Source organism: Bacteroides ilei, assembly GCF_900128495.1.
Lineage (GTDB): Bacteria > Bacteroidota > Bacteroidia > Bacteroidales > Bacteroidaceae > Phocaeicola > Phocaeicola ilei.
In genome coordinates, this window is the sequence record NZ_LT635801.1 from 2,096,247 (window position 1) to 2,114,930 (window position 18,684).

The following is an 18,684-nucleotide window of genomic DNA, read 5'->3' on the forward strand; positions in this document are numbered from 1 at the left end:
GCCCGAAGAAGCAAAACCGCACTTCTTCGGACTGATATGATAGTGGTATGGATGTGTAACCACACAGGCGTATTGACGAATGGATATATTGACGAATAATCGCACCCATTAACATTTACATGGCTGTCTGTCGCTTAACGAAAGCCACAGCATTTGTCTGTCTTTTCGCAAGCACATCCTTTCCAAAAGGGCATTGCGCACCCTTGCGGCATTGGGTGTGTTGATATGGAAGGCAAGTGCAACGACCATTGGCAGGGCATACGCTTCCGCATAATAGCCATTAGGCAGCCTGATACGCGTTTCCACCTCGCAAGATTTCAACACTCCGCTCTTATACACGGATCGGACGGTGGCACGGAGTGTAGGAACGATTACATTGAAAAGTTCCACCAGTTCCATTTCGCTCATCCATACGCTGGCGGCATCGGACGGTACAGCAACCCTGCCGTACTCGTCCATCGTGATTGTTGTCCGTTTCATACCCTGTGCGTTTATATGGCGAAACGTCCGCTTACCTTGCTCTCGAAATCGGATATGTCGTTTTCAAGTTTTTTGTTCGTCACTTTCGCGTAAATTTGCGTGGTGGTGATATTGGTATGTCCTAAAATCTTGCTCACGCTCTCTATCGGCATACCGTAATTCAATGCCAAAACAGCGAATGAATGGCGGGCCAGATGGAATGAAACCGTCTTTTCTATACCGCATCTTTTAGCTATTTTCTTGATGCGCTTGTTCACCATGTCAAGCGAGCCGATATTGAACAGCCGCTTGTCAGTCCTGAACGCTTCATGCCGCTTGATAATCTGCATCGGGATGTCCATCAACTTGATTTGGAACGGTACGCCCGTCTTTTGGCGTTTCGACACAATCCACGATGCACCATTCATTTCAATGATGTTGTCGGTGGTCAGGTTCTTGATGTCCGTGAACGAGATTCCCGTCCAACAACCGAACAGGAACAGGTCTCTTGCCAATGCAAAGTTGGGATTGTCCAGCTTGATTGCACTCAACGCCTGAATTTCATCCTCCGTGAGAAAGCCACGCTCCTTGTGGTCAGGGTCAAGATGGTACATCGCAAACGGGTTTCTCGCTATCTTCCCGTTATAGTGGGCTGCGGTGACGATGTGTTTCAACGGTATGGAGTATACACACACGGATGATTGTTCCAGCCCGACTTCGTTGCGCAGGTACAGGCAGTAGTCACGGATGAAGTCCTCGGTCAGTTCGTTCATCGCTATGTCCGTCCGCTTGTATTTCTTCTTGATAAACTCCGCAACATATCTCCTGACAATGACATATTTCAGATATGTGCGTTTGGAACGGTCTTTGCCCACCCGTTTGGCGAATGCCTCGTTCTCCTTATCAAAGGCACGCAACAATGTTTCATACTCCGTGCCTACACCTTGATAGGCATTGCGTACCATTTCTGCCGTGACAAACGCCTCACGGTCGGAAAGCCGCTGGTAGTGCTTCGTTATCTGCGCCTTGATGTTGTCAAGGGCATAATTGACCGCCACCGCCTCTCGGCTCTTGCCTTTCGCCCTGTTGCCTTTGGCATCCCAAAGTTCTTTTGAGATGCTCTGTTTGCAACTGAACTGTGCGATAGTCCCGTTGATTGTAACCCGTCCCATGATGGGGACAATTCCGTTCTTCTCTTTGCTTCCGTTTACATAAAAAACGGTCTTGAATGTACTCCTCATAATCCTTGCTTTTTGTTTGGTGCAAAATTAGTTTACGGGAGTTGTAAAGGCAGAATGTAAACCTATGCAGAACGCAGAAATAGAGACCGTTAGTGTTAAATGTGCATCCGGTGTCGGGTAATGGTTTGGAAGTGCATCTATTGCTGCAATTCGCCTAAATCCGTTTTTACGCCCTTGCGCCATTCTGTGCCACTCGAAGCCAAACTCTCTGACCGTCAGTGAGAATGCTCAAATTCGCTTTATTCTGCGTTTCATCCTATTATTTTATACCGCAAACCTGCATTACATTACCGCTTCTTGGATTGTTCCTGTCATGTGTGGCAGTAATGTACTTCTTTACTCGTTCGACAACAGCCTTGCCTGCCTCCGAAGCGATACCTCTGTGCCAAAATTCTTTACGGAGCCCATAGCTAAAATCATGGTGTTCTTCCATATCAACTTTAACATATCCTATTGGATAATTGTCGTCTTTCAGACAAATGGCATAAGCGTATGCTTGAGGTTGTTCATATTTGACTGCATACCTTTCCGCATAGAATTTCTTGGTTTCTTCAATATCTTTTAGAGGAAACCAAGGCAGGAATCTGTTGACTTCTTCATCTTTCAGAATAAGGAAAAGAGCCTCAATGTCGTTTTCTGTAAACTTCCTTAATATCAATCTGTCTGTTTCTAATGTAGGGGTATTCATATTATAAACTGCATTCAAATAAAAACATTTCACAACAATCATCTATAGCGATTTCCTTTTCAAAGGAAGAATAGGTTTTGATTTCCGCAAATCCAACTTCCCTCAAAAAGTCTTCCATTTCACCATATTTATAAAGATGGGTTTGAAAGTCCATAAATTCTTGCTGTAACAATTCTGTACCATTATACAGTTCGTAGACACCCGGTGAAAATTGGGTTTGGCTTTGCTCGTCATAGTGATTCTTGCTTTTCAGGATTAAGTCAAATCCTTCTTCCGTTTTTACGGAAACCGAAACTTTATAGTCTTCATCATCCACGCATCTGTTTGCGATTGTATCAACAGCAAAAACAAACTTCCCTTTCGGCCTCAGAATCTCTTTCATCTTCAGCAGAATATTCTTGCATTGACTAATGTCTGTAAACAATGATACCGAACCGGAAGTAATCAGAATATAGTCGAATTTCCCTTCAGGAGAATAGGTAGTTATGTCTGCCTGAAAGACTTGAGCGTTTGGGGATTTTTGCTTTAATTTATCTAGCATTTCAACAGAAAGGTCTATCCCGCTAATATCAAACCCTTTCTCCATAAAAGGAATAAGAAAACGACCGCTTCCACACAGCGGTTCTAAAATTTTTTGTTCTCTTTTGGCGTAAGAAAGGTAAAAATTCAATTCGTCCTGTGGTGCTTTTTTATGCAGGATTTCGTACATTCTGCTACATAAATTCCCGTAATAGTTCTTTTCAAGTATGCTCATATTGTTCTGTTTTTCTATTTATGTATCCGAGATGTTATATGGGTATATATGAATGATTTACTAATTCATTTATAAAAAAGCAAATTTAGGTAAAAACGGAGAGATTTTACACCGATAGATTAAAGAAATCGTTTTTCTTTAGAGAAACGATAACGTTTTATAATGAAAATCCTTTGTTTTATAGCTCTTATGATTCTAAAATTATAACTTTGTCCTATGATGAAAAAACAGCCTGACAATCATCTTTCTATTTTTGAGGGAAGAGAAATATCATTTATTCCATCTAAGACAATGCTATTGGAGGAAGGTAAGGTTGCGGATAGGTTATATTTTATCCGTAAAGGATGCTTGAGATTGTTTTTCTACAACGAAGGAAAAGATATAACCTTCCAGTTTTTCTTTGAAGGGGATTTCGTGGCTTCATTTGACAGCCTGTACAAGGGTACGCCGAGCCTGTTCTCTCTGGAAAGCATAGAACCATCCGAAGTTCTGTTTATAAAGAAAGAAGATTTCTACAAAAAAATGGAAAGCAATCCTTCATTGAGAATGCTATATGAAGAGAAAATTATAGAACGGTTCAGCTTTTACCAGCATCTGTTCCTGTCCCGTATCAAGAATACGCCACAGCAGAGGTATGAAGAACTGTTGAAGGAATATCCCAACATCATCCAGCGGGTTCCGCAACATTATATAGCTTCCTATCTTGGTATCACTCCCGTCTCGCTTTCCCGTATCAGAAATCGGCCCTAATCTCCATTTCTTTACAATTGTTATCGTCCGTTTCCGATAAAGTAGTGATCTTTGCACTATTAAATTTGGAAATGTATGAAAAGAATTTTTGTAATCGACTGGATTTTAATCGTTGTATTCATCGTGTCTGCCATTTCAGGAATTGGTCTGCATATAGCCGGACATGGGAACAGCCACGAAGTATGGCATAACTGGGCAGAGGTTCATGTCTTGGGCAGTATATTGTTCCTTGTTGCCATCATATTCCATGTGACAACACACTGGGGATGGTATAAGGGAATCATAAAAAACGGAATAGGCAGGAAAAGCAAGGTTACAGCAGTCCTGTCTATCATATTTTTATTGCTGTCCGTTACAGGTATCGTATTACTTGGAGTAAGCGGAGCAAACTCTCCACTTGGGTTATGGCATTATAAAATAGGCATCATAACGACTGTTATAGCTGTAGGGCATATTATAAAGCGACTTTCAGTTTTGAAAAAATCATTGAATTAGGAAACTGTGACCAGTTTATCGCGTCTGTCATCTTTTTATTGAATGTCCGTCATCAATATCATCATAGCTACCTTTCTGTCCAACTTCCCACTCACGTTTCTCGCCATGACTGCCACCACCTACATCACGCAGCTTGGTTTTGCCTGAGAAACGTGAAGTAGACTTTGTTTGTTGTTGGTATTTTTGTAGTTCAATATGTTTCACAGATTGTTTCTTTAGCCGGTCAAGATTGAAGTTTTCTTCAGTAAGATTTATAATGATATGCTGCTTGAAATTTATAGCATAAGTTACATCTTCTTCCTGACGGATAATGAAGCCTTCTTCATGCAGTCGGCTTCTGATAGAGGTTACTGTTTCATCATTGAATATCTCACGCAGACGGTTCACTGCATCAGTGTAGTAGTGTGTTCTTTCCGGAGATATATCTACTAAATCTTTCCGTGAGACTTTGAATATCTTACAAAGCAAATCCCGTTCAGCCTCAGTAGCCGGACTGAACACCTCAACCATAGCTATACGGTTGTTACGGTCAATAGCCTCTGCCATAAAAGGTTTCAACGGACGGCTTTGACCATCAAAATAGATGATGCCTTTCTTGATATAAGCACGCTGCTTCCTGATTTTACTGTATATTTCACTCTGGGTAATCTTAGGATTAAGTGTCAGTAATCGGTCAATATAGTCCTCAATTCGATTGAACCGTTCTTCAGGAGTAGCGAAGTCCAGAAGTTCCTCTACAGCCAGCACTCTTGCACCATGAATGACGGTCTTGTTTGAATGATCAACTAGCATATATCCGTATGGAGAATCCTTCTTGCCGAAGAACACAATGTCAATACCGAACTTCGTTTTCAGTTCCTTCTGCAGTTCCTCCTTGTTGGAACTTACATCACGGTACTTCTTTAATATACTTCTGAGCTGACGGCAACGAGCCCTTTCCCGATAACCGCTCTTGAAAAGACTTTCTATTTCAGTAAAAGGGATTTCCTTCTGAACCTTTCCACCATGCTTGACGAATACATTCCCATCTTTCTGATAGACTTCATATCCCATGGAAACCATTATTGCCTTGAACTGGGCAAATGAAGAGAACGTGTATAGCTTGGCCAAATTAATGTCATCTTCCGTTTTCTTCTTCCTGTCGTTACCAAGAATACGGTCTATTACCTCCTGAGAACGTCTGCGTTCATGGCTGTGCTGAATCTTTCTTCCATCAGGTGCCACTCTCGAAGTGATGATATGAAGATGGGTATTCTCCGTGTCATAATGAGAATAAACAAGCAACGGCTGACCGGATTCTCCGTATCCCATTTCCTTGAGATACTGGTGTGCAAAATCCAGCAACTCATCTTCCGACATTTCGTGTCCCTTACATGATATGGCCACATGAAACTGTGGTTTCCTGATTCTGCTGTTCTGTGAACTGTACTTCTGGAGATAACCAACCAGCTCACTCGGGGTAGGTTTGTGAAATGTTCCGAGTGAACCAAAATTCTGAATCTCGATAAGCCGTGCAACACCTTTCGATACTTTATGTTCATTGTAACCTACAGCATGGAAGTTCGTACTTCCCGGTAATATGGTTGCTATCATATTGAATCTTAATTTATCAAGGTTTTAGTGACTGAGTAACCGAAATACTTCAAGCTCATTAATCTATGGTTACACAATAATAATATCAGAAATGATTGAATACCATGTAACTAATAACTCAGATTCTGACAGCTTTCTGTGTCAGAGAATCAAGGTCTTTCTTTATTCGGTTCAATGTTTCCTGAGTTTCGAGGATAATTGGTAACAGAACCTCCTGGATATAGCCGGGTGCGAGTAATCCGGCTACCGCAAGCTCATTGGCACGTTTAACCGACTGATTAAGGTTTCCTCCAGCCCAGGAAAGTTCATTCTGATATTTACGATAAAACAAACCCAAATCATTCATCAGTTCGAGTTGCCTTTTGGTTCCGATATTTGAATACTCTGCCAGTGCTGAGCGTATATAATGACTCACAGATGAATAGGAGGCAGATTTCTCCTTAAATTGTTGTACTTCCTCCGGTGTCATTCTGACCTTGATGTACTTGGTTCTCTGATTCTTCATACTTGGATACATTGGTGGTTAGGTTCCCCGGACCATCTTTCGCCATGCGAAACAGCGGCCAGCCGCTCCGATGCACCAGCATTCGGCAAGTTACTTTTGTGAGTACGAAACGGAGTTTTGTGGCCACAAAAGTACAACTTGCTTGGAAAACTCTGCACGGCAGAAAGATACCTTCCGGGAATGATTATTACACCCAAATTTACCGGGGAAAGCCGTTGCAAACCGAAATCAACAACACAATTCTTTGGAGGCATATTCCAGCTTACCATGAACTGTAGCACCAGTTATATAAGAAACTCCATATAGCGTATTATTGTTATATAGAGTTTTTAAGACGTTTGAAACTAATTTACATGTATTCAGAAACAGAAGCTTCTGGTATTATTTAATCTTTGGATTATACTAATTTTGGTAATCAGAAAATAATATTTCGTATTCTTCGGTTGAATAAACCAAAGTTTCAAAAACACAAAAGATGTAGTTATATGGGATAGATGGCTATTGTTCTCATAAAACCTATATCCAATATAATATGTAGTCCCGATACAATGATAGCATGGTAAAAGTAACCTGCTTATCTAAGTTATTGGAATCTCAATAAAAGGGAAAATGAAATCTTGTAGCTGATTCAGCTGATGAAATGGCTATCGGGAAATCTTATTTTATCTGAACTGTATTGCAGAAACATTCAGGTAGAATAACCCTGTAATCAGAGTCTGGAGAGACCTCGTTATCATGGTGATATAACATTGATAATCAGTAAAAAATCTACTCGAACAACAAGAAAATAGTGTTGCGTAAATTTCTGTATCTCATTGATTTTTAGTATATTTATATAATTAATAAGCTCTTATACTCATAAATATTACACGTTATGTTTGAACTACTGTTTATTATATATCTACTGCCGGTACTTATTATCGGTATGCTACTCTTGAAACTGGTATTCTGGCTTTTAAGGATTGTCATACGTTTGGCTGTATGGCTGGTTAAGAAAACCTTTATACTTATATGGAAGCTCATCATACTTGTCTTTGCTATAATTATAGGCCGTGAAATTATGCTTTGGAATCAACCGGACAAATAGAAAGAACCGCACCAATATGATAATGGTACGGTTCTGATAAAGATAAGTAGAATCCTCCCTTTATGTTAATGGCTTGTTCTGTTTTGTCGATTACATGAAACCTTTTCCCTTGCTTCTTTCATATACAACTTCTTTCTTGGAATCACAATTCATAAGACGGAACTGAACCATACATCCGGTAGGAATATCCTTAGGTAACTGTTCAACCAGTCTGTCGATAACCTGGTCTACATTACTGAAACCAATGTCTGTTATTTCACCGATAACGTTACCTTTGAAATATGCACGTCCATAGATCATCATCTTTTTGGTGATACGGAACATCTTGTCTGCCGGTGTCTCGAAGTCACGTGCTTTGCCCTGTTTGCTCTTCTTGCTACTGAAGAAAATGAAGTCAATCACTTTGGCATTTAGTTCCCAGGCAGGAGTGAAGTCTATCTTAACATAGCCTCTTGTAATATTCAGTCCATGACTGTGGTTCATGCCGAAGGCAACCTCATACAGATTGGCATCACAGTCATTCTGTGCAATGGTAGCCCATGTATGACGAAAAGTATAATAACAGTAGTAATCCTCCTTCTTCATTCCCATATCGGCACATATCTTTCTGATTCCAATGTTTACGTTGGCATTGAAACTGTCCGGATTGCTGTAACGCTTATGGAACTTGAAAAGATATTCGTCATTCTCGTCTGAAAGATACTTATCAAATGTGGCCTGAATGAACGGTTCCACACGCATTTCAATATAGGCTTCGTCTTTCCGACTGTGCTTTGTCTTAGCTCTTTTATATCCGATAACTCCATCCTTATAGTTTTCTTTTTTAAGTTCAAAAATATCTACGGTGTTTATTCCGCCCAAACACAAGGATAGGAGTGCCACGTCTCTGCCCAGTTCCGGAAGAGAGGAAATCATTTTGGTTTCCGGTAGGGGGCGATTGAAGAATTCCCTACATGCCTCTGCACTGATGGCTCTTTGAACCGTACTGTCAGATTTAGGAATGGATACCTTTAACCAAGGATTGTATTTGATTCGCACGATACCACGTTCTTCATCGTTCAGTTCTATAAGTGCCCTTTTGAATATCTGTCTTAAACAGGTTGGGTACATTTCTTTCGCCCTGTTTGTCAACGAAAGGCTATTAATCCATCTTGTCAAAACAGAAGATGACAAGTGAGTAAACATAACTCTGGTTGTTCCCAAATATCTTTCGAGGTGGTTTACAGCCAGGCGATAATTCTTTGCATTACGTTCATGTCCTTCAGAGGCCATGCGGTTAATGAACCTTGTTGCATAGTCACTAAAGCATACTTCCATATCAGAGTTCATTAAGTATTCTATTAATTCTGTTACAGAGTATCCTGACACATCTTTACGATTTACAAGTTCTGTATAACGAAGTATTTCCTGTGCACAATATTTATTTATGACAGCATCCTTAATCTCTCCAGATTTGGATAACTGTTTGTCAGTAACGAATTTATCAGTCTTAATATACCCTGATTTTGAACGATGAAGTACTCGAATGTACACTTGGTAAAAGCCGTCAGCTCGCTTATACCTTACAATAGTCTTAAATGTTGCCATACCTTATTGATTTACAGTTGTTTTACTTTTGTAAGTTCTTTGTAAGCGTACCCTCTCAGTTTTGTAAGCTATTTGTAAGCAAGTACCGTTTATTTGGCTCATTTTTTGCGGACAAATGCACGAACCGCCTAAAAACAACTTAGGCTGTAATGTCTGAAAAACAGCCCATTACAGCCTAAATCAATGATTATCTTATACTATTTATGCTTCCTCTATTGCAGCCTGCGCCGCCGCTAATCTTGCTACCGGAACGCGGAACGGAGAGCAGGATACATAGTCAAGACCTACCTTATGGCAGAATTTTACGGATGAAGGTTCACCACCATGCTCACCGCAGATACCGCATTTCAGGTCGGGACGTACAGAACGTCCTTTTTCCACAGCCATCTGTACCAGTTGGCCTACACCGTTCTGGTCAAGTACTTGGAACGGGTCTACTTTCAGTATCTTCTTGTCCAGATATACGGGCAGGAAAGAGGCTATGTCATCACGTGAGTAGCCGAATGTCAGCTGGGTAAGGTCGTTTGTCCCGAATGAGAAATATTCGGCGCGTGAAGCTATGCGGTTGGCTGTCAGTGCGGCACGGGGCACTTCAATCATTGTTCCTATCTTGTAAGGTACTTCGATACCTTCTTCCTTGAACACTTCTTTGGCTGTAGCACGGATAATCTCTTCCTGGGCCTCGAATTCATACAGAATACCGATCAGCGGAACCATGATTTCCGGGTGCGGGTCGTATCCTTCTTTCTTCAGTTCGGCTGCGGCCCCCAGGATAGCCCGGGTCTGCATGGCCGTAATTTCCGGATAAGTATTACCCAGACGGCAGCCGCGGTGTCCCAGCATCGGGTTGTTTTCACTCAGACTTTCTACACGCTGGTGGATGTATTCTACGGTCACACCCATGGCATCTGCCATTTCCTGTTGTCCCTTCAGGTCGTGGGGTACGAATTCATGCAGAGGCGGGTCGAGCAGACGTACGTTCACCGGATAGCCGTCCATGGCGATGAATATGCCTTTGAAGTCGGCTTTCTGGTAGGGGAGCAGTTTGTCCAGTGCCTTTTTACGTCCTTCTTCGTCATTGGCCAGAATCATTTCACGCATGGCGATGATTTTCTGGTTGTCGAAGAACATATGTTCCGTACGGCACAGTCCGATACCTGTAGCGCCGAATGCGCGTGCCACTTCCGCGTCGTGGGGTGTGTCGGCATTGGTGCGTACCTGCATGCGGGTATACTTGTTGCAGAGGTCCATCAGTGTGGCGAAATCGCCCGAAACTTCTGCTGCGCGGGTAGCAATCTTTCCCTGGTAGACTTCACCCGTACTTCCGTTGATGGAGATGAAGTCGCCTTCCTTCAGGACAATACCGTCTATTTCCACGGTGCGGGCCTTGTAGTCTACATTGATGGCGCCTGCACCCGATACGCAGCACTTACCCATACCGCGTGCCACTACTGCTGCATGCGATGTCATGCCGCCGCGGGCTGTCAGGATACCTTCGGCTGCTGTCATGCCGGCCAGGTCTTCAGGAGAGGTCTCGATTCGTACCAGCACAACACGGTGACCGTCGGCACGCCAGCGGGCTGCATCTTCGGCGAAGAATACAATCTGTCCGCAGGCAGCTCCCGGAGAGGCGGGCAGACCACGGGTAAGCACTTTGGCTGTACGTAAAGCGTCCTTGTCGAAAACAGGGTGGAGAAGTTCGTCCAGCTTGTTCGGTTCACAGCGCAGGATAGCGGTCTTTTCGTCTATGAGACCTTGTTTCAGCATTTCCATGGCAATGCGTACCATGGCGGCACCTGTACGTTTGCCGTTACGTGTCTGGAGGAACCACAGCTTGCCTTCCTGCACGGTAAATTCCATATCCTGCATATCGTGGTAGTGGTTTTCCAGTTTGGTCTGCAAAGCGTCCAGTTCCTTGTAGATTTCGGGCATGGCTTCTTCCATGGACGGGAATCTGGATGCACGTTCCTCTTCGGATATACCCTGCAGCTTTGCCCAGCGCTGGGAACCGATTTTTGTGATCTGCTGCGGTGTACGGATGCCGGCAACCACGTCTTCACCCTGCGCATTGATCAGGTATTCACCGTTGAACAGGTCTTCTCCGGTTGCGGCGTCGCGTGAGAAGCATACTCCGGTAGCCGATGTGTTGCCCATGTTACCGAATACCATGGCTTGTACGTTTACGGCAGTTCCCCATTCGGCTGGGATGCCTTCCATCTTGCGGTAAAGTATGGCGCGTTCGTTCATCCATGAGTCGAATACGGCGCAGATGGCTCCCCAAAGTTGTTCGTAGGCATTGCTTGGGAAATCCTGGCCGGTCTGGGCCTTGACGGCAGCCTTGAAGCGGGTAACCAGTTCTTTCAGGTCGTCAACGTCCAGTTCGTTGTCAAGTTTTACACCTTTCTGTTTCTTTACATCTTCTATAATGGCTTCAAACGGATCGATATCTTCCTTGTTAGAGGGCTTCATGCCTAACACCACATCACCGTACATCTGCACGAAGCGGCGGTATGAATCCCATGCGAAGCGTTCGTTCCCGGTCTTTTTGGCCAGTCCCGCAACCACTTCGTCATTCAGTCCCAAGTTCAGAATCGTATCCATCATTCCAGGCATGGATGCTCTCGCTCCCGAACGTACGGAGACCAGCAGTGGATTTTCCACGTCGCCGAATTTGGATTTCATCAAGGCTTCTACACCGGCAATGGAACGTTCCACATCCTCTTTCAGAAGAGTGACCACATCTTCCTTGCCCTTTTCGAAATATTCGTTGCAGACTTCTGTCGTAATGGTGAATCCGGGAGGGACGGGGACACCTATCAGATTCATTTCAGCCAGATTGGCACCTTTTCCGCCCAATAGATTTCTCATATCGGCTTTACCTTCGGCATGACCGTTACCGAAAGTGTAAACACGTTTCTTTTCCATGGTTTTTCTTATTTTTAAGGTTATAAATGTTTTTCAAATAGTCTTTCAATCTCCTCAGGTTAACAGGTTCCCGTCTGTTTCCAGATAAGGAAATCCGGTTGTTCCGACGGCATAACAGAAGGAATGATGGCTGCAAATCTATTCATATTTTATTAATAAACAAATGAAACAAGAAAAATTTACACTATGTTTTGTAATATAGAGTTTGCAAATACAACTTCTTGGAAAATCATGGCAGATTGTCGGGAATAATTTGTAGATTTGCTCCCAAATTGGATTTATAGAAAACAGACGTGGCAAGAAAGAAAAAAGAACTGCCTTTATTGGAAAAGGTAACGATTACGGATGTAGCCGCAGAGGGTAAAGCGGTGGCGAAAGTGAATGACTTGGTGATTTTTGTCCCTTATGTAGTACCGGGCGACGTAGTAGACTTGCAGGTGAAACGCAAGAAGAATCATTATGCCGAAGCGGTGGCAGTAAAATTCTACGAAAAATCGCCGATGCGTACCGAACCTTTCTGTCAGCATTATGGAATATGCGGTGGCTGCAAGTGGCAATGCCTGGCATATGAAGACCAGATCCGTTACAAACAGAAACAGGTTTATGACAATCTGACCCGTATAGGTAAGGTGGAACTTCCCGAATTCAGACCGATACTGGGGTCTGAGAAGACCCGGTTCTATCGGAACAAGCTGGAATATACTTTTTCAAACAAGCGCTGGCTTACCGAGGAGGAGGTGAAGCAGGACGTGAAGTACGACCAGATGAATGCGGTGGGATTCCATATTCCGGGAGCTTTCGACAAGGTTCTGGCCATCGAAAAGTGTTGGCTGCAGGATGATATATCCAACCAGATACGCAATGCGATACGTGACTATGCCTATGAACATGACTATGAGTTCTTCGATTTGCGTAACCAGACGGGTATGTTGCGTAACATGATGGTACGTACCTCTTCTACTGGAGAGCTGATGGTACTGCTGCAGTGCAAGATCACCGATGAGGCCCAGATGGAAAAGATGAAGGAACTGCTGCAGTTCGTTGCCGACAAGTTCCCCCAGATAACTTCCCTGCTGTATGTAATCAATAATAAATGTAACGATACCATCGGCGACCTTGATGTGGAGGTATTCAAGGGAAATGACCATATATTCGAGGAAATGGAAGGGCTGCGTTTCAAGGTGGGACCGAAATCCTTCTATCAGACCAATTCGGAACAGGCTTATAATCTTTATAAGGTGGCGCGTGAATTTGCCGGGCTGACAGGGAAGGAGCTGGTGTACGACCTGTATACCGGGACCGGTACCATCGCCAATTTCGTTTCCCGCCAGGCCGCTAAGGTCATCGGCATTGAATATGTGCCCGAGGCTATCGAGGATGCGAAAGTCAATTCCGCAATAAACGGTATTACCAATACCTTGTTCTATGCCGGCGACATGAAGGATATCCTGACACAGGATTTCATTAACGAACACGGGCGTCCGGATGTAATCATTACCGATCCTCCGCGTGCGGGTATGCACAATGACGTGATAGATGTGATTCTGTTTGCGGAACCGCAGCGTATCGTATACGTAAGTTGTAATCCGGCTACCCAGGCGCGCGACCTCCAGCTGCTCGATGCCAAATATAAGGTGACGGCTGTACAGCCTGTGGATATGTTCCCGCATACGCATCATGTAGAGAATGTGGTATTACTGGAAAAGAGAAACAATTGATATGGAGAGAAACGTGTACAGAAAAAAAGGAACTTCAGTTGGACGTCCGGTAGGGCGTGCCGCAACGAAATGTACGGTATATAACGTGACGGAACCGGCCGGACTGATGGAATTCCTGATGAAGAAGATGGACGGAATCAGCCGTACCCGCGTAAAGGCATTGCTTGCCAACCGGGTGGTGATGGTCGACAACAATATACAGACCCAATATAATTATCCGCTGGAGCCGGGTATGAAGGTGCAGATTAGCAAGGAAAAGCATAACCATGAGTTTCATAACCCGATGTTGAAGATTCTGTATGAAGATGCCTATATCATTGTTGTAGAAAAGAAGGAAGGACTGCTTTCTGTTGCAACCGACCATCAGAAGGAGCGTACCGCACAGCATATCCTGAACGAATATGTAAAGCGTTCCCACCGCAACAACCGTATTTTTGTGGTCCATCGTCTGGACCGTGAAACCTCGGGTATCATGATGTATGCAAAGGATGAAAAGACCCAGCATACCTTGCGCGACAATTGGCACGACATCGTGCACGACCGCCGTTATGTGGCTGTTGTGACCGGTGAAATGGAGAAGGATCAGGGTACGGTACAGTCATGGCTTACCGACCGTAAGCTGTATGTAAGCTCCTCTCCGGTTGATGATGGGGGGAAGTTCTCGGTAACTCATTACCGCACCATCAAGCGTGCCAACGGTTATTCGCTGGTGGAGCTGCAACTGGAAACCGGACGCAAGAACCAGATCCGTGTGCACATGCAGTCGTTGGGACATCCGGTTGTAGGCGACGACCGTTACGGTTGTGAGACCGATCCGCTGGGACGTCTGGCGTTGCATGCCTTCAAGCTTTGCTTTTATCATCCGGTTACCGGTGAACTGATGGAATTTGAAACTCCGTATCCGGGACCGTTCAAGAATCTGATGTTAAAGAAATAATCTGTCACAAGCCATAAAGAAACAGATAGGGGCTGCTATCCGACAATCGGATGGCAGCCTTTTTTATATCTGTAAATTGTTCAAGTTATTTTTCTAAAAGAACTTGATTTTCTTTGTGGAAGAACTTGATATTTCAACTAAAACACCTTGACGTTTAAAAGAAATTGTCAAGGTGTTTTGTCTTATTTGTGAAGGTGTTTTGAAATGCACTGAAATTGGTTGACAGACCAATTGTCATGTACTGGATTTATTCGCCCAATTTCCCGGTACAGCGCAGGTATTCCGTTTCATAGATCTTGTATTGGGTCAGTGCTTCTATGCGGTTGCTTTCGGCCTGCCACCTGCTGTCGCAGTAATTTCAGTTCGGGCCGCAGCACGATACTTTCATCCAGTTGGGTAGGAGCAGTTATCCGGATAAGGGTGTCAACGGGAACCGGGTGTGTATCGAATGGTTCACCGAGCATGTGGCAAAGAGTCATCCGGCAAAGGTCGGCTCCGTTCCGTACCTTTTGCAGTTGGTAGCTGATTTCACTTCGCTTGACATTGAGTTCGTTTTCGATCCCCATACCGGTCTTTACAGCCGTTTCTACCTGTCTGTACAGGGTGTCCATCTTCCGTCGGCATACAGCGGCTGCATGACATTGATATCTGCCAGATATATACCATGCATCTGTAGTTCCATTCCCATCATGTCCATGTCGGGAAGCATATACGTGCCCGAAACCATACCGTCTAACTTCGGCAAGGCGATGTCTTTATCCAGTTTAGCCTGCTGTAGTTCCTTGTTGCGCTGCAGTGCCAGTTCCCGATATTCGGCCTGTGGAAGGAGCAGTTTTTTTGTGCGGCTTTTCTAGATGTCATACAAAGGAAAAAGGAAGAAACAAGGAGTGGAAAGAGGGCATAGGAGTAAAACATTGCGAGAGCCACTGGACTATGCAGATCGGAGGAAGCTGAAATCCCTGTCTTATTTCGGTATTTAATAAGCAGTCTATGTTTTGTTATTTGGAAGGTGGATTTTCATAGTATTTGTGAGGCCACAAATAGAATATAAGGATAGCCGCCTTTGATTCACGGCTATGCGTCACGTCGGTCGCAGTTAATCCCTGTAATCTTTCCTTTAATTCTAATCCGTTTGCCGCCGCATTCTTTTTCAGGTGAATTTTCATGGCGTCAGCCATAAAAAAAATTCTCCTGAAAAAAGGAATAAATGCGGCTGGCAAATCAGGATTGGGGTTTATCTTTGATGAAAGGGATAACTATTTATTTTAATAATTAATTGTTATTTTGATGAATATATTTTATCAATTTCATTAAATAGTATGACATTTCATCACATTGGCGGGTGGGCGTTCTGCCAGTAGTTCTTTTTTCATGAAATCCATGTAGGGAGCTACGTGGTCAAAGAACTGATAATAGCCTTTGCAGAGATAGTTTAGTCCCGGTTCACCGTCTTCTGTGGTCAGGAATCGGTTTTTAGGACATTCCCCGTTGCAGGCAAACAAGTATTTGCATTCCTTGCATTTGTTAGGTAAGGAATCTTTCTTTTGCTGGCCAAATTGAATCTGTTTTTCACTATACATCATTTCAATCAGCGATTTTTCGTAGATGTTTCCTAACTTGAATTCCGGAAACACAAAGTGGTCACAAGAGTATACGTCACCGTTAAATTCCATCACTCCTGCATGTCCGCAAGTGGGAGCCATGGTACACACTCCCGGTTGAGCTCCCATCCAGTTGGCCAGCGTAGAATCAAAAATCTGGATAAAGTATTCTCCCACGTCATTTTTTACCCATTCGTCGAATATGGTGCAGAGAAAATTTCCCCATTGTTCAGGACTTACCGAAAAGTCGGCCAGCTTTTCTTCTTTCTGCAGGACATGGGCCAGATGTCTTCCGTCGGCATGAGGATGGATTCTTTCTACAATTGGAGTAAACTGAATATAGTGACATTTCAGTTCTTTGAAAAAGTGATAAAATTCCAAAGGATAGTCGGCATTGTAATCGTTGACTACGGCCATGGCATTCCATTCCACTTGATGCTTGTTTAACAGGTGAATACTTTGCATGACCTTCATAAATGAAGGTTTGCCTTGTTTGTTCTTCCGGTATTCATCATGAAATTCTTGTGGTCCGTCTATCGAAATGCCTACCAGCCAGTGATTATCATGGAAAAACTCACACCATTCATCGTTTAATAAGGTACCATTCGTCTGGATGCAGTTATCAATCGTTCTTCCGTTTGCATACTTCTTCTGAAGTTCTACCACCTTTTGGTAGAAACTTAGCGGACGCATCAGCGTTTCTCCTCCATGCCATGTGAACAATACTTGCGGCATGGTTTGTGAATTGATATACTCGTAGATGAATTTTTCAAGCAAACTGTCGTTCATCACGAACTTGGAAGTGTTTTCTTTGTATAAGTTCGTTTTTTCCAGGTAGTAGCAGTATTTGCAAGCCAGATTGCATATGGCACCTACGGGTTTGGTCATGACATAGAGAGGCTTGGAGAAGGGTGATATTGTTTTTTCCATGATAATCGGCTTAAGTTATTTAGTGGAATCTTTTACTAACAATAAGACACCATGAGGAGCAATTGTGATTTCATCTTCCTTTTGAATCAGCTTGTGGTTCCATACATCCAGTGCAGGAAACTGGTTTTTAAGGAAATATGCTAATTTTTCCCCTTGGAGATTAGTTTCACCGATGTTGAACAAGGCAATGTAATGCTTGGAATCATTCTCATGGTCGGCAGCCCATACAATCAGCTCTTCATCAGCATAGATTTGCCGGTTGTTTTTGCTATGCTGATTTAGTTCGAGCGCTTCCTTGTTGGTAATCAGACTCAAGGTCGTTGCGTCTGTCTGTGGGAGGTCCCCTCCAAACATCAGTGGAGAACGGAAGATACACCAGAGACTCACGAGGGTGATTTGTTCATCGTATGTGAAGTTGGTATTTCTGGCTTCACCCACTTCTCCTCGGATACCGATTTTGCCCATGGGAAGCATGTCTGCATCCGGCCAGTGTCCGGCTACTTTTCGCTTGCTCCAGGCAGCACATCGGGGGAACTGTCTTTTCAGTGCTTCCCAGTTGTCCCAGAAGTCGCATGAAATTCGCCACATGTGTGCATGTCTGCTTAGGTGATAGGCATTTCCGATGTAGGCCGCACCGGGCGAAACGCTTAATACAATCTTGTTGCCAAACTTTTCGATAGACGCAGCCAGTGCTTCCAGCTCATCGGTGCGCAGAGGAGAGTTTAATCCGTCACCATCCCAGGTACCCATGTCGTCCGCTTTGATGAAATCCACATCCCACGAAGTATATAGTTCAATCAGTGAATCATAATACGCTTGGGCACCTTCTTTTGTACAATCTATTCCGTACATGCTGCCATACCAGAGACACTGGTCATTTTCTTCTGCCACCTGGTCGCAGGTAATATCTGTTCCCTTAATGACCTGTTTGTTTTCAGTTGCAATCCATGGCATACCTCTCATGATGTGGATACCGAATTTCAGTCCGAGAGAGTGTACGTAGTCGGCCAGTGGCTTGAACCCTTTTCCACCTGCCGAAGATGGGAATCTTTCTTCCACCGGAATCAAACGTCCGAATTCGTCCGTTATCATGGGAATGTTCTTTTTCTTGTAGTTGCTAGTGGTTACTCCCGGGGCATACCATCCCAAATCTACGACGATATATTCCCATCCAAATTCTTTTAAATGTGCTGCCATGTATCTGGCGTTTTCTTTTACCTCCGCTTCGCTTACATCCAGGCCAAAGCAGTCCCAGCTATTCCATCCCATCGGGGGAGTCATTGCGAGTTTCGGATTACATACTTGTTTCATGGTTATTTCTGTTAATGTGAATAATGATGTGACAAAAATACGCGTGATGGGAAGAAGATGTTTGTGCGCGTGTACGCATTTGTTTGCCTATCGTACGGCTGTC

The 18,684-nt window shown here is 43.7% G+C and carries 17 protein-coding genes; 5 read left to right on the forward strand and 12 right to left on the reverse strand.

Going from position 1 to position 18,684, the window contains the following annotated elements:
* Window positions 1-108: 108 nt before the first annotated feature.
* The 4 genes from BQ7489_RS09055 to BQ7489_RS09070 all read right to left on the reverse strand — a co-directional run bounded on the left by BQ7489_RS09055 (window position 109) and on the right by BQ7489_RS09070 (window position 3,142).
* Complete coding sequence (locus BQ7489_RS09055) at window positions 109-480, reverse strand: hypothetical protein (RefSeq protein WP_072530733.1); 372 nt, start codon at window positions 478-480, stop codon at window positions 109-111.
* A gap of 11 nt (window positions 481-491) precedes the next feature.
* Window positions 492-1,700 (reverse strand): site-specific integrase, encoded by a 1,209-nt coding sequence (locus tag BQ7489_RS09060; RefSeq protein WP_083580521.1) that lies wholly within the window; start codon window positions 1,698-1,700, stop codon window positions 492-494.
* 259 nt (window positions 1,701-1,959) lie between these two features.
* On the reverse strand, window positions 1,960-2,388 hold the full coding sequence (locus tag BQ7489_RS09065) for a GNAT family N-acetyltransferase (RefSeq protein ID WP_239496938.1): 429 nt from the start codon (window positions 2,386-2,388) through the stop codon (window positions 1,960-1,962).
* A 1-nt stretch (window position 2,389) separates the two neighbouring features.
* Window positions 2,390-3,142 carry a class I SAM-dependent methyltransferase gene (locus tag BQ7489_RS09070; protein ID WP_057249717.1) on the reverse strand — a complete coding sequence of 251 codons (753 nt, stop codon included), beginning with the start codon at window positions 3,140-3,142 and terminating at the stop codon, window positions 2,390-2,392.
* 219 nt (window positions 3,143-3,361) lie between these two features.
* On the opposite strand from BQ7489_RS09070, the gene BQ7489_RS09075 reads away from it, so the two are divergent.
* Window positions 3,362-3,892, forward strand: coding sequence for a Crp/Fnr family transcriptional regulator (locus BQ7489_RS09075; protein ID WP_072532099.1), 531 nt, complete (start codon window positions 3,362-3,364; stop codon window positions 3,890-3,892).
* A gap of 75 nt (window positions 3,893-3,967) precedes the next feature.
* A complete protein-coding gene (locus BQ7489_RS09080; RefSeq protein WP_057249715.1) occupies window positions 3,968-4,387 on the forward strand; it encodes a DUF4405 domain-containing protein in 420 nt (139 codons plus the stop codon).
* Between the two features lie 27 nt (window positions 4,388-4,414).
* On the opposite strand, the gene BQ7489_RS09085 is transcribed toward BQ7489_RS09080, so the two are convergent.
* Together BQ7489_RS09085 and BQ7489_RS09090 are read right to left on the reverse strand one after the other, a co-directional pair.
* Window positions 4,415-5,980: a relaxase/mobilization nuclease domain-containing protein gene (locus tag BQ7489_RS09085; RefSeq protein WP_057249713.1), complete on the reverse strand. Its 1,566-nt coding sequence runs from the start codon at window positions 5,978-5,980 to the stop codon at window positions 4,415-4,417.
* Between the two features lie 118 nt (window positions 5,981-6,098).
* Window positions 6,099-6,485: a plasmid mobilization protein gene (locus tag BQ7489_RS09090; RefSeq protein ID WP_057249873.1), complete on the reverse strand. Its 387-nt coding sequence runs from the start codon at window positions 6,483-6,485 to the stop codon at window positions 6,099-6,101.
* An 874-nt stretch (window positions 6,486-7,359) separates the two neighbouring features.
* Here BQ7489_RS09090 and BQ7489_RS17900 point away from each other — a divergent pair.
* On the forward strand, window positions 7,360-7,572 hold the full coding sequence (locus tag BQ7489_RS17900) for a hypothetical protein (protein ID WP_057249711.1): 213 nt from the start codon (window positions 7,360-7,362) through the stop codon (window positions 7,570-7,572).
* Between the two features lie 90 nt (window positions 7,573-7,662).
* Here BQ7489_RS17900 and BQ7489_RS09100 read toward each other — a convergent pair whose 3' ends face one another.
* The gene (locus BQ7489_RS09100) at window positions 7,663-9,159 is read right to left on the reverse strand and encodes a tyrosine-type recombinase/integrase (protein ID WP_057249709.1); all 1,497 of its coding nucleotides are present in this window, start codon (window positions 9,157-9,159) and stop codon (window positions 7,663-7,665) included.
* A 201-nt stretch (window positions 9,160-9,360) separates the two neighbouring features.
* A complete protein-coding gene (gene ppdK, locus BQ7489_RS09105; protein WP_072530735.1) occupies window positions 9,361-12,084 on the reverse strand; it encodes a pyruvate, phosphate dikinase in 2,724 nt (907 codons plus the stop codon).
* 293 nt (window positions 12,085-12,377) lie between these two features.
* On the opposite strand from ppdK, the gene rlmD reads away from it, so the two are divergent.
* Window positions 12,378-13,802, forward strand: a complete 1,425-nt coding sequence (rlmD, locus tag BQ7489_RS09110; RefSeq protein WP_072530736.1) for a 23S rRNA (uracil(1939)-C(5))-methyltransferase RlmD — start codon at window positions 12,378-12,380, stop codon at window positions 13,800-13,802.
* 1 nt (window position 13,803) lies between these two features.
* Window positions 13,804-14,739, forward strand: a complete 936-nt coding sequence (locus BQ7489_RS09115; protein WP_072530737.1) for an RluA family pseudouridine synthase — start codon at window positions 13,804-13,806, stop codon at window positions 14,737-14,739.
* A gap of 287 nt (window positions 14,740-15,026) precedes the next feature.
* Here the strand turns inward: BQ7489_RS09115 and BQ7489_RS09120 are convergent, their stop codons facing one another.
* The 4 genes from BQ7489_RS09120 to BQ7489_RS09135 form a co-directional block, all read right to left on the reverse strand.
* Window positions 15,027-15,350, reverse strand: coding sequence for a TolC family protein (locus tag BQ7489_RS09120; protein ID WP_162617789.1), 324 nt, complete (start codon window positions 15,348-15,350; stop codon window positions 15,027-15,029).
* Window positions 15,326-15,484 (reverse strand): hypothetical protein, encoded by a 159-nt coding sequence (locus BQ7489_RS17575; RefSeq protein WP_162617790.1) that lies wholly within the window; start codon window positions 15,482-15,484, stop codon window positions 15,326-15,328. Before BQ7489_RS17575 ends, BQ7489_RS09120 begins: the two co-directional genes overlap by 25 nt.
* Before the next feature lie 565 nt (window positions 15,485-16,049).
* Window positions 16,050-17,270 carry an anaerobic sulfatase-maturation protein gene (locus BQ7489_RS09130; RefSeq protein WP_072530740.1) on the reverse strand — a complete coding sequence of 407 codons (1,221 nt, stop codon included), beginning with the start codon at window positions 17,268-17,270 and terminating at the stop codon, window positions 16,050-16,052.
* Window positions 17,271-17,285: 15 nt separating this feature from the next.
* Window positions 17,286-18,581: an alpha-galactosidase gene (locus BQ7489_RS09135; protein ID WP_072530741.1), complete on the reverse strand. Its 1,296-nt coding sequence runs from the start codon at window positions 18,579-18,581 to the stop codon at window positions 17,286-17,288.
* Between the last annotated feature and the right edge of the window lie 103 nt (window positions 18,582-18,684).

Coding starts and splice junctions, on each gene's coding strand:
- BQ7489_RS09055 (WP_072530733.1), bottom strand. CDS start 480: ATGAAACGGACAACAATCACGATGGACGAGTACGGCAGGGTTGCTGTA.
- BQ7489_RS09060 (WP_083580521.1), bottom strand. CDS start 1,700: ATGAGGAGTACATTCAAGACCGTTTTTTATGTAAACGGAAGCAAAGAG.
- BQ7489_RS09065 (WP_239496938.1), bottom strand. CDS start 2,388: ATGAATACCCCTACATTAGAAACAGACAGATTGATATTAAGGAAGTTT.
- BQ7489_RS09070 (WP_057249717.1), bottom strand. CDS start 3,142: ATGAGCATACTTGAAAAGAACTATTACGGGAATTTATGTAGCAGAATG.
- BQ7489_RS09075 (WP_072532099.1), top strand. CDS start 3,362: ATGAAAAAACAGCCTGACAATCATCTTTCTATTTTTGAGGGAAGAGAA.
- BQ7489_RS09080 (WP_057249715.1), top strand. CDS start 3,968: ATGAAAAGAATTTTTGTAATCGACTGGATTTTAATCGTTGTATTCATC.
- BQ7489_RS09085 (WP_057249713.1), bottom strand. CDS start 5,980: ATGATAGCAACCATATTACCGGGAAGTACGAACTTCCATGCTGTAGGT.
- BQ7489_RS09090 (WP_057249873.1), bottom strand. CDS start 6,485: ATGAAGAATCAGAGAACCAAGTACATCAAGGTCAGAATGACACCGGAG.
- BQ7489_RS17900 (WP_057249711.1), top strand. CDS start 7,360: ATGTTTGAACTACTGTTTATTATATATCTACTGCCGGTACTTATTATC.
- BQ7489_RS09100 (WP_057249709.1), bottom strand. CDS start 9,159: ATGGCAACATTTAAGACTATTGTAAGGTATAAGCGAGCTGACGGCTTT.
- ppdK (WP_072530735.1), bottom strand. CDS start 12,084: ATGGAAAAGAAACGTGTTTACACTTTCGGTAACGGTCATGCCGAAGGT.
- BQ7489_RS09115 (WP_072530737.1), top strand. CDS start 13,804: ATGGAGAGAAACGTGTACAGAAAAAAAGGAACTTCAGTTGGACGTCCG.
- BQ7489_RS09120 (WP_162617789.1), bottom strand. CDS start 15,350: ATGGACACCCTGTACAGACAGGTAGAAACGGCTGTAAAGACCGGTATG.
- BQ7489_RS09130 (WP_072530740.1), bottom strand. CDS start 17,270: ATGGAAAAAACAATATCACCCTTCTCCAAGCCTCTCTATGTCATGACC.
- BQ7489_RS09135 (WP_072530741.1), bottom strand. CDS start 18,581: ATGAAACAAGTATGTAATCCGAAACTCGCAATGACTCCCCCGATGGGA.